This window comes from Streptomyces sp. NPDC001157 (genome assembly GCF_053598255.1).
Genome location: NZ_JBSFJW010000022.1, coordinates 99708 through 115002, shown reverse-complemented (window position 1 = coordinate 115002; position 15295 = coordinate 99708). Strand labels below are relative to the sequence as shown.

Sequence of the window (15295 nt, the reverse complement as noted above, 5' to 3'; positions counted from 1 at the left end):
TCGGGGGACGGCGAAGGCTGTGGCACGGAGGGCGTCATTGGCCGAGCGTCGCAAGCCAGTCTGAACCGTTGGTTACGGCGACATGGCGTGCGGGATATCTGGGGGCGGCTCCCGGGCGTCTACGTCGGCGGGACCGACGTAACAGGCCGCTGGGAGCCGCCCCGAGGATACGTACGTCCATCCCCCCGTGGAAGGACGTACGCGCATCGGATGCCTCACACGGTGCTGCGGCGCAGCAGCCGGAAGGAGATCGTCACGGCTGCCGCGGCGACGGTGAGGACGAGGCCGGTCTCGGCGAGGAGGAGCGGCCAGGAGGGGGACGAGGCGTGCGGGTTGCGGAGGCAGCCGGTCGTGGCGAGGAGCGCTTCCGTGCCCCCGACGGCGACGGCCAGTGCGGGCAGGGACCGACGCAGTACGAGGCCCGCGAGGGTGCCGAGGGTGAGACCCAGGAGGGGGTTCGCCAGGGCGAGGGCGCCATCGGACGGGAGGTTCTGGCTCTGCCATCGCCAGTCGTACGGGAACGGTGCCGTCGCGGCCGGCAGGCCGTGCAGTACGACCAGGAGCGCCGAGCCGGTGGTGAGCAGTGCGGCCGGAAGGGCGAGCTTGGTGGTGAGCCAACAGGTGGGGCTCACCCCCTGGGTCCAGGCAAGGCGTGCGGTGCCGGACTCCAGTTCACGGCCGATCAGTGCGGCGCCCGCCCAGGCGGCGACCGGCAGGGGGAGGACGGCGGCGACGGCCTCGGCGAGCGTGCGGGCCCGGTAGTAGTCCGTGATCGCGCTGCCCCACGTGCAGGGCTCCCCGCCGCCGCAGCTCCGCAGCCACTCCGCGTGCGCCGCGTCGGCCCCCGGGCCGTGGGCCCACAGCAGGAGCGCCGAAGTGAGGGCGACCAGGAGGGCCCAGACGACCAGCGCGGGGCGGTGCAGCCGTAGCAGCACAGCCACCAGGCCCGCGCTCTCACCGCCGCCGCGGGCCGTGACCGGCACCTTGATGTCGAGGGCCGTCATGCGAGGGACTCCTTGCGGGCGGCCCGGGCGCGGCGGGGCAGGAGACGGAAGGCGAGGACGGTCGCGAGGGCGGCGACGGCCAGGACGATGCCGGTCTCCACGAGGTGGAGGGGCCAGTAGTGGGCCTGGGGGTGGAAGACCTGGTAGTAGCCGGTGATGTGCAGGTCGGCCGCGCATTGCTTGACCTGGGCAGGGTTGCCCTCGCAGGGCGAACTGCCGGTGTACGCGACGCGGTGGCCGTGCCGGATGGCCCCGCTCTCCAGTACCCATGCGTGCCTGGGCCACAGCTCCTCGGTCGCCGTGACGCGGTTCACCGCCGGCCAGAGGTGCTCGCGGAAGCGTTCCAGGACGAAGTGCAGCACCCAGGTTGCGGCGAGGGAGACGCCGAGGGCGGGCAGCGTGCGGCGCAGCAGCAGGGCGGTGAGCGTGCCGACGGCGAGCGCGCACAGGGCGTACGCCACGGTCGCCGGGCCGCGGGCCACGAAGGTGACGACGGAGAACCAGTCGCCGTCCCGCAGGCCGGGGTGGGCGCTCCAGGCTCGGCGGTACGCCAGCACCAGCGCGGTGGTGCCGAGGGTGAGCAGCAGCGCGGGCACGGCGAGCTTGGCGGCCAGCCAGCGGGCCGGGGAGACGCCCTGCGTCCACGCCAGCTGCGCGGTGCCGGACTCCAGTTCGCGCCCGATCAGGGAGGCGCCCGCCCAGGCGGCCACGGCGAGGGAGCTGTAGCAGACGAGCGTCGCGACCCAGACGGTCCGCTGGCCGTAGTTCAGCTGGTCCAGGATGTTGCAGGTCTCGTGATGGTCGCAGTAGGCCCGCTCCCGCTCGCCCGCGCGAGACGTCACCGTGTTCAGCCAGACCAGCCAGCCGATCAGGGCGGCGACGAAGGCACCCCACACGATCAGCGCCGGGCGGTGCAGCCGCAGGACCGTCCGGGGCAGTCCCGGCACGGAGAGCGCGCTCACAGCGCGGCCTTCTCGGACTCGGACGCGGCGTCGGCCGGCGTCGTACCCGGGGCCTCGGGGTTGCGCAGGTAGGAGAGGACGAGCTCCTCCAGGGAGGGCGTGCTCGTGCGCAGGCCGTCCGGGAGCGGGCCCGCCGGGCGGATCAGCGCGCTGAGCTGGCGGCCGGTCGTACGGGACTCGACGACGGTGTGCGGTTCGAGGGAGGTCTGCGCCGGGCCGGACACGCGCACATGCGCCTCCAGCAGCTCGTCGATCTCCCCGGCGAGGCGGACGCGGCCGCCGCCTATGAGCAGCAGGTGGTCGCAGGAGCCCTCCAGTTCGGAGACGACGTGCGAGGACATCACGATCGTCGTGCCGTACTGCGCGGCCTGTGCCATCAGCGTCCCCATCAGCTCGTGCCGGGCCAGCGGGTCGAGGTCGGCCATCGGCTCGTCCAGGAGCAGCAGTTCGGGCCGCTTGGCGAGGGCGAGGGCGAGAGCGACCCGGGTGCGCTGGCCGCCGGAGAGCGCGCGGATCTTCGTCCTGGCGCCGAGGCCGCCGTCGGCGACGATCCGCTCGGCGGTCGGTGCGTCCCACCGGCCGGGGTTGAGGTCGGCGCCCATGCGCAGCGTCTCGGCGACCGTGAGCTGCGGGTAGAGCGGCTTGTCCTGGGCGACGAAGCCCACGCGGGTGCGGGCCGCGGCCGGGTCCGTGCCGAGGACGGTGACCGTGCCCTCGGTCGGGGCCAGCAGCCCGGCGGCGAGTGCCAGGAGCGTGGACTTGCCCGCCCCGTTCGGGCCGACGACGGCGCACACGCGGCCCGCGGGCAGCCGGAAGCCGCAGTCGCGCAGCGCCCAGCCGCCGGCCCCTCGGCGCCTGCCGAAGCGCTTGCCCACGGCGGTCGCCTCCAGGGCGAAGCCGGTGGTGTCCGTCATGAAAGGTCCCCCTGGCTGTACTGGTCCGAGCTGTGCTGGTCCGCACTGTGCTGGTCCACGAAGTGCTTATCGAGTACGGCGGTGAAGAGCGCGGCCACGTCGTCCCGGTCCAGGCCGGCCGCTCGGGCCCGCGCGGCCCAGGCCTCCAGCTCCCCGTGCAGGGGGGACTCGGCCGGGGCGGTGCCCAGTGACCGTCGTACGAAGGTCCCCAGGCCCCGCCGGGCCTCGACCAGGCCCTCGCGTTCCAGCTCGCGGTAGGCCTTCAGGACGGTGTTCGGATTGATGGCGGTGGCCTCGACCACCTCGCGGGCTGTGGGCAGCTTGTCCCCCGGTTCCAGCAGGCCCAGTCGGAGGGCCTGCTTGGTCTGCTGCACGATCTGGACGTAGGTGGCGACGCCGGAGCGCCGGTCGATGCGGTACTCGACCACGCGGACAACCACCCTTTCACTAATTGAGTAGTGAAAGGGTGGTGCAGGCGGCCTCCGAAAGTCAAGCCGCCTGAGAAAGTCGAGCGGAATCGTGTGAACCGATCCGCGGGACCGGACCGATGAGGGGACGTGAGCGAAACGAGAAGCGACGGTGAGCTGCTGCGGGCCGCCGCGGACGGGGACCGGCGCGCCTTCGAGGAGCTGTACCGGCGGTATGCGCCGTGGCTGACCGCCCGGCTGCGCGGCCGGTGCGCCGACGCGGGCGTGGTCGACGACGTCGTACAGGAGACGTTCCTCGCGATCTGGCGGGGCAAGGCCCGCTACCGGGAGGACGGCGACGTCGCCGGATGGCTGTGGCGGATCGGCTCACGGCGGCTGATCGACGCGCTGCGGGGCGACGGGGCACGCGGACGGCTGCGGCAGGCGCTGGCCCGGCTGCGGCACCGGGACGAGGCGTCCGCGGAGGAACGCGTGCTCGCGGGGGTGGAGCACGGGGACCTCGCGGGCGCCCTGGTCCGGCTCTCACCGGAGCTGCGCGCGGTGCTCCAGGCCACGGTCATCGACGGCCTGACCACCCGGGAGGCGGCCGTGCTGCTCGGGATACCGCCGGGGACGGTCAAGACACGGGCGATGCGGGCCCGTAAGCAACTGCGGGAGGCGCTGACATGAGCGGGCGGGAGTGCAATCGGGTCTGCCGGGCCGCGGGGCCGGAGCACCTGCATGGAGGTGGCCTTGTGAGCAGGCAGGCGCGCGACCGGGGTCTGCCGGGCCGGGCGCCGACGCAGGAGGTGACGGCATGACCTGGCATGTGGACGCAGAGGACCTACGGGCCTACGCCCAGGGCGAGTTGGCGCCGCCCCTGCTCTGGTCCGCCGACACCCACCTTGTCGCCTGCGCACAGTGCCGGGCGCTTCTCGCCGAGGTCGGTGACCCGGACCGGGTCGACGTCGGCTGGGAGCGGCTGGACGCAGAGCTCGACGCGCCCCGGCCGGGGGTGTTCGAGGGGCTGCTGATGCGGCTGGGGGTCGCCGATCACACCGCGCGGCTGCTCGCGGCCACGCCCGTGCTGCGCCGTTCCTGGCTGGGTGCGGTCGTCGCCGTGCTGCTGATGAGCGTCGTGGCGGCGCACACGGGCACGGCGGCCGCCTCGCCCACGCTCTTCCTCGCCCTCGCGCCGCTGCTGCCCCTCGGCGGGGTCGCGCTGTCCTACGGGCCCGCGCTGGACCCGACGTACGAGATGGCGGTGGTCGCGCCGATGCACGGGTTCAAGCTGCTGATGGTGCGGACGGTCGCCGTGGTCACCGCCGTGCTGGGCCTCAGCGGCCTGGCGACCCTCGCGCTGCCGGGGTACGGGCTGGGCGCCCTCGCCTGGCTGCTGCCCGCGCTGGCCCTGACCTCGACCGGCCTGGTCCTCACCGCGCGGCTCGGCCCGGTGCTCGCACCGTCGCTGGTCGGCGGGGTGTGGGTGACGCTGCTGCTGGCGGCCCATGCCTACGACGCCGGCGCCACGCCCGTGCCGTTCACCGCGGCCGGCCAGGGGGTGGCGGCGGCGGTCGCCGCGCTCGCCGGCGGGCTGCTCTTCCTCGTACGTGACCGTTTCGACCGCTTCCAGGGGGATGCCGTATGACACCGACCGTTTCCGCTTCCGGGCTCAGTCTCCGCTTCGGCAGGACCCAGGCCCTCGACGAGGTGTCGCTGCGGCTGACCTCGGGCGTCACCGGGCTGCTCGGGCCCAACGGGGCAGGGAAGACCACCCTGTTGCGTGTGCTGGCCACCGCCGTGCCCGCGGACCGGGGCGCCTTCACCGTGCTCGGGCACGACCCGGCGACGGTGGCCGGCCGGCAGGAGGTGCGGCGCAGGCTCGGCTATCTGCCGCAGACCCCCGGCTTCCACCCGGACTTCACGGCCTTCGAGTTCGTCGACTACGTGGCGATCCTCAAGGAGATCACCGACCGGGGTGCCCGGCACCGCGAGGTGCGGCGGGTGCTGGGCGAGGTCGATCTCGCCGATGTGCGCGGCAAGCGCATCAAGAAGCTGTCCGGCGGTATGCGGCAGCGGGTCGCGCTGGCCGCCGCGCTCGTCGGTGACCCCGGCTTCCTCGTCCTCGACGAGCCGACGGTCGGTCTCGACCCCGAACAGCGCATGCGCTTCAGGGAGTTGATCGCACAGGCCGGAGAGGGCCGCACCGTCCTCCTCTCCACCCACCAGACCGAGGACGTGGCGATGCTCTGCAACCGCGTACTCGTCATGGCGGGCGGCGGCATCCGCTTCGACGGCACCCCGGCCGAGCTGACCGCACGGGCGGCCGGACGGGTGTGGAGCAGCACGGAACGCGACCCCGGCGCGAAGGCGGGCTGGCGCACCGGCACGGGCACCTTCCGCAACGTCGGCAGCCCGCCGCCCGGCGCCGACCTGCTCGAACCCACCCTGGAGGACGGCTACTTGCTCACCCTGGACGGCGCGGGCGCGGAGGTGGCGGCGGCATGAGCACGCTCATGGAGGCGACGGCCCCGCCCGTCGTGCACGGGGAACGGCACCGCAGCTGGGCGGCCGTGTTCGCCCTCGCCCGCTTCGAGGCACGCGAACTGCTCCAGTACATCCCGGTGGCGGCGACCCTGCTGTTCTACGTCGGCTACACCGGCTGGAGGCTGCTCTCCCCACCGGACGGCATGGCCGCCTACCCGGCGCTCCAGGACGTCGACCGGGCGACCCAGACGACGCCCATACTGTTCGGCATCGCCCTGTTCGTCTGCGTCAACCGGGCCGCGCTGCGGTCTCGTCGGCGCGGTACCGACCGGCACTTCGACGTGCTGGTCATGGAGCCGTGGCGGCGGACAGCCGGGCATGCCCTGTCCGTGGTGCCGTTCGGTCTCCTGACCGCGCTGGTCGTGCTGGTCCAGTTCACCTGGCAGGCGCTGCGGCCGGGTGCGGTGGGGCATGGGTCGCTGGCCGAACTGGCCGTGGCTCCCCTGTATGTGCTGCTGTTCGGGTTCCTCGGGCTGCTGGTCGCCCGGCTGATCCCGTCAGCGTTCGCCGCGCCGCTCGTGGTGATCGGGCTCTTCACCTTCCTGCTCTTCGTCGCCACGGGAACGGGCGATACGGAGTGGAGCCGCTGGCTGTCGCCGGTCGTGAGCGAGAGCAGCAACTCGACGCTGCCGTCCGACCTGGTCGGTCGGCCTGCGGGGTGGCATGCGCTGTATCTCTCTGGGCTGGCCCTGGTGGCGGCCATGGCCGCGGTGTTTTTCGCTCCGCGGGAAGTGCCGCGATTGGCCGTCGGTCGGCTGCCGGCCCGTCGTGGCTGGTCGCGCAGTTCCCCGCGCCCCTTGGGGGCGCTGGTGGGGCTCGGGGGTGCCATTGTCCTGGTGGTGACCGGCGCGGTGGGACAGTCCGGAGGAGTGTCCCCTGAACTTGCGGCGGCCCGGGAGCGGGCCTCGGTTTCCCCGGAGAAGGAGCAGTCGTGCGTGCGCCACGGTGTCTCGGAGTACTGCGCTTTCGACGAGTGGAAGGGCCGGACGGGCACCTGGGCCGGTGTCGTCGACCGGGTTCAGGCTCTCGCCGGCGGTACGGCCGCTAGCCGTCCCCTTCTCGTACGGCAGCGGATCGAGGCCCGCTACGGCCTGGACGGCGACGCGGCGATCGAACCGTCCACCGCACCCGGCCAGGTGACGGTCGACACACGCTGGGGCGGCAACCGAGTGCCCGAGTTCGCGGTCGGTGTCGCGTCCGTGCTGGTCGGCGGCGACGAGAAGAAGGGCAGCGAGCTCTGCGACGGCCGCGTGGTGACGGTGATGTGGCTGGCACTGGGCCGCGACGCGGACCCCGTCGCCGACCTCCGGAACGTCCGCCTCGACGACAGCCTGAGCGGGCCCGCGATCGCGCTGACGCCCACCAACCCGGTGTCGATGTCGGCCGGACAGACCGATGTCGTACGGGAACTGCTCTCTCGTCCGCGCGCCGAGGTGACGTCCGCCGTCAAGTCCCACTGGGCGCAGCTGACCGCTCCCGGGGTGACCACGGCCGAGGTGGCCCGGGTGCTCGGGACCGAGGTGCCGAAGGGGGCGGACGAGTGTGGGAAGTGAGCGGAGCATCGTCGTGCCGGTGAGCGGGGCACTGGTGTCGGCCGTGGCGCGTACCGTGCCGTGGCGGGCGATCGGGGCGGGCGCGGCCGTGGGGCTGCTGCTCGTCGCCCTGCCATGTCTGTCCGACGGCCCGCCGGGCGCCTGGCTCGCACTCACCCTGCTGCGGGCCGCCGCCCTGGTCTTCGCCCTGGGCCTGACCTTCCTGCTGGACGACCCTGCCCGGCACCTCACCACACCCGTCACCACTCCGCGTTGGGTGCGCACGTGCCTGCGGGTGGTCCTGGTGGTGCCGGTGGCCGCACTGTGGTGGACGGTCGCCCTGGCCCTCGTACCGCACGGCGTACGTCCCCCGGTCGGAGCCGTCACCCTGGAGGCCGGCGCGACCGCGGCCCTCGCCCTGGCCGCGGCGGCCACCGCCGTACGCCTCACGGACGAGCCCGAGCCGGGCCCGTCGGTGGCGGCCGCCGTCCTGACCACGGCGACCCTGGGGGCCCTGCTGATCCCGGCCCGCTGGACCCTGCTGGCCGCGACGGGCGATCCCCGCTGGGCGGCCGCGCACGAGCGGTGGGGGGTGCTGCTGGGGGTCGGGGCGGTGGCTTGGGGGGTGTGCTTGCCGGAGCCGCTGCGGAAACTTCAGCCCGTCCGGCGGTTGAGGACGAGGCCACAGGCCGATGGGGGTCTGGGGGCGTAGCCCCCAGGGGTCACGTCTCGGTGCGGTACATCAGGTCCGTCTCGTACGTGGTGAAACCGAGCCGCTCGTACACCGACACCGCCGCCTTGTTGTCCCCGTCGACGTACAGCATCGCGGTCGGCAGCCCCTGCGCCTCCAGGTGCCGCAGCCCGATCGTGGTGAGGGCCTTGCCCAGCCCCCCGCCCTGCGCACCGGGCCGCACCCCGAGGACGTACACCTCACCCAGCCGGTCGGCCGCATGCACCTTCGTCCAGTGGAAGCCGATGAGTTCGCCCCCGCGGAAGGCGAGGAAGAAGCCCGCCGGGTCGAACCACGGCTCGGCCTTGCGGTCGTCGAGGTCGCGCTGGGTGAGGGAGCCCTGCTCGGGGTGGTGCGCGAACGCGGCGGCGTTCACCGCGAGCCAGGCGGCGTCGTCCTCGCCGGGGACGAAGGTACGGACCGTCACATCCGCAGGCAGCACCGGCTCGGGCAGGTTCAGGTCCGTCAACGGCCGCCGCATCTGCCGCAGTTCGCGGAAGAGTGTGAGCCCGAGGACCTGCGCGAGATGCCGGGCGGCGGAGTGCCCGCCGTGCGCCCACACCCGCAGCCGCTTGCCGGAGGCCGCGAGCAGCGCCGAGCCGAGCGCCCGCCCGTGCCCGTGCCCGCGGTGCGCGGGGTGCACGACCAGTTCGGCGGCCGGTGCCTCCACCGGGTCGGTGTCCTCCAGCTGCGCGTAACCCACCAGCTCCTCGCCGACGCTGAGCAGCAGATGGGACACGCCCTCGCGTTCGCCGCCGCGCAGCTGCAGCCGCCCCTGCTCGGACACTGCCTGCTGGCCGTCGTCCTGGGCGGCCGCCGCGAGCAGGGCGAGCACGGCCTCGGTCTGCTCCGGGGAGAGCGCGGAGTAGGTCTCGATGGAGCGGTTCCGGCCGGGCCGGACGGTGTCGTCGCTGGTCATGCGTACGAGGGTAAGCGGAGCGCCCCGCAAAGTGGGGGTCAACGGAAGGGCAAAGGGAAACCAGGATGTAACCGCGAATCCCTTTTCGTGCTACGCGCGTTGACCCTAGGCTGCGCCCGACGAGGCCATGACATCCAGCAGACCCGCAGGCCTCAACGGACCCACAGGGGGGCGCATGCCAGCCACTTCCCAGCCGTACCCGCGCCGCAGACGGACGTTCCGTCTCGTGGCCGCGGCCGCCGGACTCGCCACCGCCGGTGCCCTCGCCGCCGCGCTCCCGGCGGACGCGCACGAGACGAAGGGCGGCGGCCACCACCCGAGCCGCTACCAGGACGTACAGCTGCTGTCCTTCAACGACCTGCACGGCAACCTGGAGCCGCCGTCGGGCTCGTCCGGCCGGGTCACCGAGCTGCAGGCCGACGGTACGACCAAGACCATCGACGCGGGCGGTGTCGAGTACCTCGCGACCCATCTGCGCGAGGCCCGCCAGGGACACCCGTACTCCATCACCGCGGCCGGCGGCGACATGGTCGGCGCCTCCCCGCTGATCTCGGGCCTGTTCCACGACGAGCCGACCATCGAGGCGCTGAACAAGCTCGACCTGGACGTCACGTCCGTCGGCAACCACGAGTTCGACGAGGGTGCCAGGGAACTGGCCCGGCTGCAGTACGGCGGCTGCCACCCCACGGCCGGCTGCTACACGGACGAGGAGTTCGAGGGCGCCGACTTCCCCTACCTGGCGGCGAACGTCCTCGACGAGAAGACGAACAGGCCGATCCTCAAGCCCTACTGGGTCTGGAAGAAGCGGGACGTCAAGATCGGCTTCATCGGTGTGACGCTGGAGGACACCCCGGGAGTCGTCTCCGCCGAGGGAGTCAAGGGCCTCAAGTTCAAGGACGAGGTCGAGACGATCAACAAGTACGCGCGCGTGCTCCAGGCACAGGGCGTGAAGTCGATCGTCGCGCTGATCCACGAGGGCGGTCTCCCCGCCTCCGGCGCGTACAACTACAACTGCGACTCGGCGGGCGCGGGCAGCGGCATCTCCGGACCGATCGTCGACATCGCGAAGAACATCACGCCGGCGGTGGACGCCCTGGTCACGGGCCACACGCACGCGGCCTACGTCTGCACCGTCCCCGACCCGGCGGGCAAGCCCCGCATGGTCACCTCGGCCGCGTCCTTCGGTCGCCTCTACACGGACACCACGCTGACGTACGACCGCGTCACCGGTGACATCGCCCGTACGGCGGTCAAGTCGGCGAACCACGTGGTCACCCGGACCGTCGCCAAGGCGCCGGACATGACCGAGCTGATCGGCAAGTGGAACACCCTGGCCGCGCCCATCGGCAACCGGGCGATCGGCTACATCTCCGCGGACATCACCAACACCGGCACCGAGTCCCCGATGGGCGACCTGATCGCCGACGCGCAGCTGGCGTACGGCAAGGAGCTCGACCCGGAGACCGACCTGGCGCTGATGAACCCGGGCGGTGTGCGGGCGGGTCTCACCTACGCGGCCAAGGGCAGCGAGGGCGACGGAGTGGTCACCTACGCCGAGGGCTTCACCGTCCAGCCCTTCTCCAACACCGTGAATCTGCAGAACTTCACCGGCGCCCAGCTGATCCAGATCCTGAAGGAGCAGGTGAGCGGTACGAACGCCGCCGCGCCGAAGATTCTGCAGCCGTCGTCGGGGCTGACGTACACCCTGGACCTGACGAAGACCGGCGCGGACCGGGTGGTGACGGACTCCATCAAGCTGAACGGGTCCGCCATCGACCCGGCCGCCACCTACCGCGTCGCCACCAACAGCTTCCTCGCGGGCGGCGGCGACGGTTTCCCGACGCTCGGGCAGGGTACGGGCGACCTGGTGGGGACCGACGATCTGGCGGCCCTGGAGAAGTACCTGACCGCCAACTCCTCAGCCACCAGCCCGATTTCGCCTCCGGCGGCCGGCCGGATCACGATCGTGAGCTAGATCGCATACCTGAGGTAGAGCTTGCGGGTGGGGGGCGTTCGCATGGTCGGATGGCTCGATGCGTGCCCCCCACCACATAACGACGCATCCTGGTACAAACATCAACGACTTCTTCGCGGGCTCCTTTGTCGCGAGCGAGGCCGAGGAAGAGGAGGACGAGCCCTGGGCTCCGCCCAACCACCGCCGCGGCGGCCGCCGCAGGCGAAACCGCTTCGCGGGTCTCCCGCTCGCACTGAAGGCGGTGGTGGGCGTCGTCGTCCTCGCCGCCTTCCTCACCCTCGCCGACCGCTGGGCGCTGCTGTACGCCGAGCGCCGGGCGGCCGATGAGCTCAAGGACCGGATGCACCTGAGCGCGGCGCCCGAAGTGGACATCGACGGCTTCCCCTTCCTCACCCAACTCGCCGACGGCAGGCTGAAGTCGGTGAAGGTCACCGTGCCGGACGTGGCGGCCGACCGGGTCTCGCTGGCGAGGGTGACGGCGACCGCGCACGACGTACGGCTGATCGCGCCGGACGGGCCGACCTCCCTACGAGGCGCGGGGATTCCCCGGCTCGACGGCGACGTACTGCTCTCCTTCGACGACCTCAACCGCGAACTCGGCGCGTCCCAGGTGACGTTCACGGGACACGGCCACGACCGGGTGCTGGCGCGCGGCACGCTCCCGGTGGCCGGACACGACCTCCGGCTGCGGGCCGACGCCCGTATCGGCCGCGACGGCGAGCACGGCATCGCCACACAGATCGACGGAATGCGCCTGGACATCGGGGACCTGGCCACCTACCGGCCCGGCACCCGTGCCTCCGAGGGCCTGCATCTGACCCGCAGTTCGGCCGCCCGCCTCACCCGCGAGACGAAGAAGCTGAAGGCGCTGTTCGCGGTCCCGGCGGTGGTGCGGCGGCTCGGCGTACCCGACTCCGCCGTACGCGCGGCCCTGCGCTCCGACACCGAACTGGCGCGCGTGACAGGCTCCCCACGCTTCATCCACCGGGCCATGCGGCTCAACCTGATCGACCTGGCCCTGGAACACCCGGCCCTGCTCAAACGGCTCGGCTTCGACCCGTCGCTGCTGGACGCCCTGCCCCGGCTCACCCGCCCGGTGCTGGCCGACCGTCTGTCCCTGGGCTTCCACCTGCCCACACCGCACCGTGGTGAGCTGCGGCTCAGGGACGTACGGGTGCAGAAGGACGGGATCAGGGTGCGGATCGAGGGGGCGGGGTTGGCTGTCGGCCGGACCGGCTAGCTGGTGGTGGACCTGACGTCCGCCGCCCGGTTCACCCCCGCTTGGGGCCGGTGATCGCCTCGCCGATCACGAAGCCCTTGGCGGGGCCTTCGGGGATGGTGACGTCGGTGCCGTAGGGGACGCGGTGGATGTCGTCCCAGTCGGCCTTGTCGGGGCGGGGGCCGGTGAAGAGGGTGACCGCACCCTGGCCGTCGTAGTCGTCGATGAGGACGTACATGGGGATGCCGGCACGGGCGTATTCACGGCGCTTGCGGATGCGGTCGCGGTCCTGGTTGCTCTTGCCGGGGGAGACGACTTCGACGACCACCGAGAGAGCGGAAGCCTTGATCCCGAGGCCGTCCTCATCTTCGATCAGCTCCGCGTCTCGAGGTGCGACGAGCCCGTCTGGAATCCACGCCCTGCGCGCGTGGATCACGTTCGTGTCGTTCCAGGCGCCGTACTCGCTGTCCTTCAAATAGATCGTCAGGGCGTCCCGGAGACGATTGACGACCTGGGAATGGGCAAAGCGGCCGGTGGGCGACACCTCGATGGCTCCCTCGATGATCTCGGCGCGGTAGCCCTCGGGGAGTTCCATGGCCTTCCAGGCCTGCCATAGGACCTCGTCCAGGTCGGGTCCGTTCAGGGATTCAGCGGGAGCGTGGGACATGGTCTCGGGCCTCTCGTGTGCGAGAGCGGTCAAGGTGGCACCTCCTCCTCAAGTCTGGGCTGGGTGTGCCTGCGGCACAAGCAACGCGATCACCGTAACGACGGCTATGGGGATGACCTGGGGCGTTGTCGTGGGATCACTCGATCGGGCGATCGGAAGGCGAACAGCCGGACCGGAGGCGGCAGACGGACAGGCGTGAGCTACGGCTGCCCTGCGAGGGAGCCCGGAGGGCGGGTGGTCCAGTAGCGGTCGAGTACGGCGCCCAGGACGGCGAAGGAGGCCAGCGGTACGCAGACGAGCAGCAGGAACGGGTGGTCCGGCCGCCCGTCGATGATCTCCCCGAAGTCGACCACGAACATGGCGGCCAGCACCCCGAGCGCACCCCAGAGGGCCCATGTCCACGCCTTGCGCCGAGCCGCACCCCGCAGGATCAGCGCCTCGACCTGAGGGCGCGGCTCCCAGGCCAGACTGCGGTACGGGGCGGCCGACAGGCACAGCTCCGAGACCTCGGCGTACGGGTCGGCCAGCTGCCAGTCGTCGAGATGCCAGAGCAGGCGCCGACGGCCCTCGAAGTCGTACAGATAGGTGAGCCACTGCGCACCACCCTGCGGTCCCGTACCGCGTGGGGCGCGCTCGACCCGGATGTCGTACACCTCGCCCCAGGTCCAGGAGCGCGACCGCAGCCGCCCCTGGACGGTGATGCCCGCGGCCGTGACGCGGGTGTGCGCCCGCAGCTGTTCCAGGGCGAGCCGGGCGAAGGCCGCCGCCAGGAGCAGCCCGACAGCCAACGGCTCCCAGACGGGCGGTCCGTCGGGATAGGCGTACGGATCGGAGAAGCGGCCGGCCTGGAACAAGCCGTTCACGCCGAGCAGCCCCATCAGACCGAGATACTGCAACGGCGGCTTGCGCCGTCTTCGGTACACCCGCTCGATCCCGCTCGTGTCCCCGACCTCGTCCCCGCCCATGTGCCCTCCCCGGCATCCGTGTCCGAGGTGATCGTAGGGCGGGGACTGTGGACGTCGGGACGGGGGAGGCGTCAGGAAGTCGTCAGGACGCGGAAGGCGTCCAGTCGCCCAGCCAGTCCGCGACCTCCTGGTCCGCGGCCTGCGCGTCACGGGGAGCTACGCAGAGAGGATCGACCGTGGGATCGGACCAGCACATGCTGTGGCGCCGTTGCGCGCTCCTGGGCCGTGTCCTGCTGCCGCTGGTGGACCAGGAGCCATGGCGACAGGACCGGCGCCGCGAGATCCTGTGGGCCCGGGGTGTATCGACGGTGACCGGTGAGCGGCTGATCGAGATCTTCGTGGCCCTGGCTGCCCACGCCGTCGCAGTCGACGCTTCCCTGTCCGCCGGGGAGTTCGACGCTCTGCCCCTCAAGGCCGTGGCAGAGGCCGCGACCGGCAAGCAGGACTACGAACTGCTCGCCGGGCTCCCGGACACCCTCGCCGACGACCGTGACGGACTGGCCGTCAGCGTCTTTCGTCTGTGCATTTACAAGGGTGGACAGGACAGCTACCGGCTCTACCAGCTGGGAGCGGAAGCGCACCATGCGCTGATCGTCCTCGCCGAACGCGCGCCGGTACCGTGCCCCACGTGCGGGGACGCGTTCCGCCGGGCGGCAGAGGTCGGTCTGCCGCAGTGATCACGGGGATCGGTGGACCCTGGTGCGCAACGGGTGATCAGTCCGGCGTCACCCGCCCGCCTCGGCTGACCGCGACGCGGATCACGTCCTCCAGCGACTCGGCCGCCCTGGTGAGCGCGAAGCGCACTGCCCGCTCACCCGCCTTCGAGTCGGCGAGCACGGCCCTGGCGCCCGCGAGTACCTGTTCCCCGGAGTCCAGTTGAGCAGCCTCTACGTCGTCGGCGAGCAGGGAGAGTCTGCTGTCGTCCCCGTCGGCGCTGAGGTAGCAGGGTTTGCCTTCGGGGGTGGTCCAGGGCAGCAGCCGCAGCTTTCCGAGCGTGGGGATCTCTTCGGTCGCGCTCACGCGGACACCTCCACTCCGTGGATACGGCGCGGGCCGACGTCGATGCCGTAGGCGGCGAGCCAGAGGGCACGGCGGCGCCTGCGCTGCAGCCGGCGTTCGTGGCGTTCGTGCGGGGTGAGGAGGTACGGGCGTACGAGGTGGGTGTCGGGCTCGAAGGGCCATACGTCGAGGGGGTGGTGGGTTCCGGGGGCGGCCAACGGTTGTTCCGCGGGCGGGAGTTGGGCGGCGGGGGCTGCTCGGTGCCGTCCGCGGGCGGGCAGCAGGGCCCGGACGATGGCGAGCAGTAGCAATTCGAGGAATCCGGCGGTACGTTCGCGCATGTCGGCGCTCCTTGGGATACGCGTCGGCCACGCCCCCGGACCGGTGCATCGGTTGCGGGGGTTTTGGCATGGCAGGGGTCTGACGAGCGGTGATTACCGTTCGTGCCTCGATCG

General features: G+C 72.1%; 17 protein-coding genes. 8 read left to right on the top strand and 9 right to left on the bottom strand.

The window, feature by feature from the left end:
* Positions 1-215: 215 nt before the first annotated feature.
* Genes ACWDAG_RS31230 through ACWDAG_RS31215 form a run of 4 tightly spaced genes read right to left on the bottom strand, consistent with a single transcriptional unit; the run spans position 216 to position 3308 of the window.
* Positions 216-1004: a hypothetical protein gene (locus ACWDAG_RS31230; protein ID WP_450698881.1), complete on the bottom strand. Its 789-nt coding sequence runs from the start codon at positions 1002-1004 to the stop codon at positions 216-218.
* Positions 1001-1966, bottom strand: a complete 966-nt coding sequence (locus ACWDAG_RS31225) for a hypothetical protein (protein ID WP_450698880.1) — start codon at positions 1964-1966, stop codon at positions 1001-1003. The genes ACWDAG_RS31230 and ACWDAG_RS31225 overlap by 4 nt, the downstream gene beginning before the upstream one ends.
* Positions 1963-2880 carry an ATP-binding cassette domain-containing protein gene (locus tag ACWDAG_RS31220; RefSeq protein ID WP_450698879.1) on the bottom strand — a complete coding sequence of 306 codons (918 nt, stop codon included), beginning with the start codon at positions 2878-2880 and terminating at the stop codon, positions 1963-1965. The genes ACWDAG_RS31225 and ACWDAG_RS31220 overlap by 4 nt, the downstream gene beginning before the upstream one ends.
* On the bottom strand, positions 2877-3308 hold the full coding sequence (locus ACWDAG_RS31215) for a GntR family transcriptional regulator (RefSeq protein WP_450698878.1): 432 nt from the start codon (positions 3306-3308) through the stop codon (positions 2877-2879). Before ACWDAG_RS31215 ends, ACWDAG_RS31220 begins: the two co-directional genes overlap by 4 nt.
* 129 nt (positions 3309-3437) lie before the next feature.
* Between ACWDAG_RS31215 and ACWDAG_RS31210 the strand changes: the two genes are divergently transcribed.
* The 5 genes from ACWDAG_RS31210 to ACWDAG_RS31190 all read left to right on the top strand — a co-directional run bounded on the left by ACWDAG_RS31210 (position 3438) and on the right by ACWDAG_RS31190 (position 8078).
* A complete protein-coding gene (locus ACWDAG_RS31210) occupies positions 3438-3977 on the top strand; it encodes an RNA polymerase sigma factor (protein ID WP_365833492.1) in 540 nt (179 codons plus the stop codon).
* Positions 3978-4104: 127 nt separating this feature from the next.
* Positions 4105-4935: a zf-HC2 domain-containing protein gene (locus ACWDAG_RS31205; protein ID WP_450698877.1), complete on the top strand. Its 831-nt coding sequence runs from the start codon at positions 4105-4107 to the stop codon at positions 4933-4935.
* A complete protein-coding gene (locus ACWDAG_RS31200) occupies positions 4932-5795 on the top strand; it encodes an ABC transporter ATP-binding protein (RefSeq protein WP_450698876.1) in 864 nt (287 codons plus the stop codon). Before ACWDAG_RS31205 ends, ACWDAG_RS31200 begins: the two co-directional genes overlap by 4 nt.
* Entirely contained in the window at positions 5792-7387 is a 1596-nt protein-coding gene (locus tag ACWDAG_RS31195) for an ABC transporter permease (protein ID WP_450698875.1), read from the top strand. The genes ACWDAG_RS31200 and ACWDAG_RS31195 overlap by 4 nt, the downstream gene beginning before the upstream one ends.
* Positions 7388-7406: 19 nt before the next feature.
* Complete coding sequence (locus ACWDAG_RS31190; RefSeq protein ID WP_450698874.1) at positions 7407-8078, top strand: ABC transporter; 672 nt, start codon at positions 7407-7409, stop codon at positions 8076-8078.
* Between the two features lie 10 nt (positions 8079-8088).
* Here the strand turns inward: ACWDAG_RS31190 and mshD are convergent, their stop codons facing one another.
* On the bottom strand, positions 8089-9015 hold the full coding sequence (gene mshD / locus ACWDAG_RS31185) for a mycothiol synthase (RefSeq protein ID WP_450698873.1): 927 nt from the start codon (positions 9013-9015) through the stop codon (positions 8089-8091).
* Positions 9016-9190: 175 nt separating this feature from the next.
* Between mshD and ACWDAG_RS31180 the strand changes: the two genes are divergently transcribed.
* Together ACWDAG_RS31180 and ACWDAG_RS31175 are read left to right on the top strand one after the other, a co-directional pair.
* Complete coding sequence (locus ACWDAG_RS31180) at positions 9191-10990, top strand: bifunctional metallophosphatase/5'-nucleotidase (RefSeq protein WP_450698872.1); 1800 nt, start codon at positions 9191-9193, stop codon at positions 10988-10990.
* 58 nt (positions 10991-11048) lie between these two features.
* A complete protein-coding gene (locus ACWDAG_RS31175) occupies positions 11049-12230 on the top strand; it encodes an LmeA family phospholipid-binding protein (protein WP_450698871.1) in 1182 nt (393 codons plus the stop codon).
* 31 nt (positions 12231-12261) lie between these two features.
* Here the strand turns inward: ACWDAG_RS31175 and ACWDAG_RS31170 are convergent, their stop codons facing one another.
* Both ACWDAG_RS31170 and ACWDAG_RS31165 read right to left on the bottom strand, forming a co-directional pair.
* Positions 12262-12909 (bottom strand): Uma2 family endonuclease, encoded by a 648-nt coding sequence (locus ACWDAG_RS31170; RefSeq protein WP_450698870.1) that lies wholly within the window; start codon positions 12907-12909, stop codon positions 12262-12264.
* 167 nt (positions 12910-13076) lie between these two features.
* Complete coding sequence (locus ACWDAG_RS31165) at positions 13077-13841, bottom strand: PH domain-containing protein (protein WP_450698869.1); 765 nt, start codon at positions 13839-13841, stop codon at positions 13077-13079.
* Between the two features lie 176 nt (positions 13842-14017).
* Here ACWDAG_RS31165 and ACWDAG_RS31160 point away from each other — a divergent pair, with 176 nt between their 5' ends.
* Complete coding sequence (locus ACWDAG_RS31160; protein ID WP_450698868.1) at positions 14018-14518, top strand: hypothetical protein; 501 nt, start codon at positions 14018-14020, stop codon at positions 14516-14518.
* A gap of 37 nt (positions 14519-14555) precedes the next feature.
* Here ACWDAG_RS31160 and ACWDAG_RS31155 read toward each other — a convergent pair whose 3' ends face one another.
* Positions 14556-14861: a hypothetical protein gene (locus ACWDAG_RS31155; protein WP_450698867.1), complete on the bottom strand. Its 306-nt coding sequence runs from the start codon at positions 14859-14861 to the stop codon at positions 14556-14558.
* A complete protein-coding gene (locus ACWDAG_RS31150) occupies positions 14858-15181 on the bottom strand; it encodes a hypothetical protein (RefSeq protein WP_450698866.1) in 324 nt (107 codons plus the stop codon). The genes ACWDAG_RS31155 and ACWDAG_RS31150 overlap by 4 nt, the downstream gene beginning before the upstream one ends.
* Between the last annotated feature and the right edge of the window lie 114 nt (positions 15182-15295).

Bases quoted from the DNA above. Each gene is read 5' to 3' on its own strand.
- ACWDAG_RS31230 (WP_450698881.1), bottom strand. From the start codon at position 1,004: ATGACGGCCCTCGACATCAAGGTGCCGGTCACGGCCCGCGGCGGCGGT.
- ACWDAG_RS31220 (WP_450698879.1), bottom strand. From the start codon at position 2,880: ATGACGGACACCACCGGCTTCGCCCTGGAGGCGACCGCCGTGGGCAAG.
- ACWDAG_RS31205 (WP_450698877.1), top strand. From the start codon at position 4,105: ATGACCTGGCATGTGGACGCAGAGGACCTACGGGCCTACGCCCAGGGC.
- ACWDAG_RS31200 (WP_450698876.1), top strand. From the start codon at position 4,932: ATGACACCGACCGTTTCCGCTTCCGGGCTCAGTCTCCGCTTCGGCAGG.
- ACWDAG_RS31195 (WP_450698875.1), top strand. From the start codon at position 5,792: ATGAGCACGCTCATGGAGGCGACGGCCCCGCCCGTCGTGCACGGGGAA.
- mshD (WP_450698873.1), bottom strand. From the start codon at position 9,015: ATGACCAGCGACGACACCGTCCGGCCCGGCCGGAACCGCTCCATCGAG.
- ACWDAG_RS31180 (WP_450698872.1), top strand. From the start codon at position 9,191: ATGCCAGCCACTTCCCAGCCGTACCCGCGCCGCAGACGGACGTTCCGT.
- ACWDAG_RS31175 (WP_450698871.1), top strand. From the start codon at position 11,049: ATGCGTGCCCCCCACCACATAACGACGCATCCTGGTACAAACATCAAC.
- ACWDAG_RS31165 (WP_450698869.1), bottom strand. From the start codon at position 13,841: ATGGGCGGGGACGAGGTCGGGGACACGAGCGGGATCGAGCGGGTGTAC.
- ACWDAG_RS31150 (WP_450698866.1), bottom strand. From the start codon at position 15,181: ATGCGCGAACGTACCGCCGGATTCCTCGAATTGCTACTGCTCGCCATC.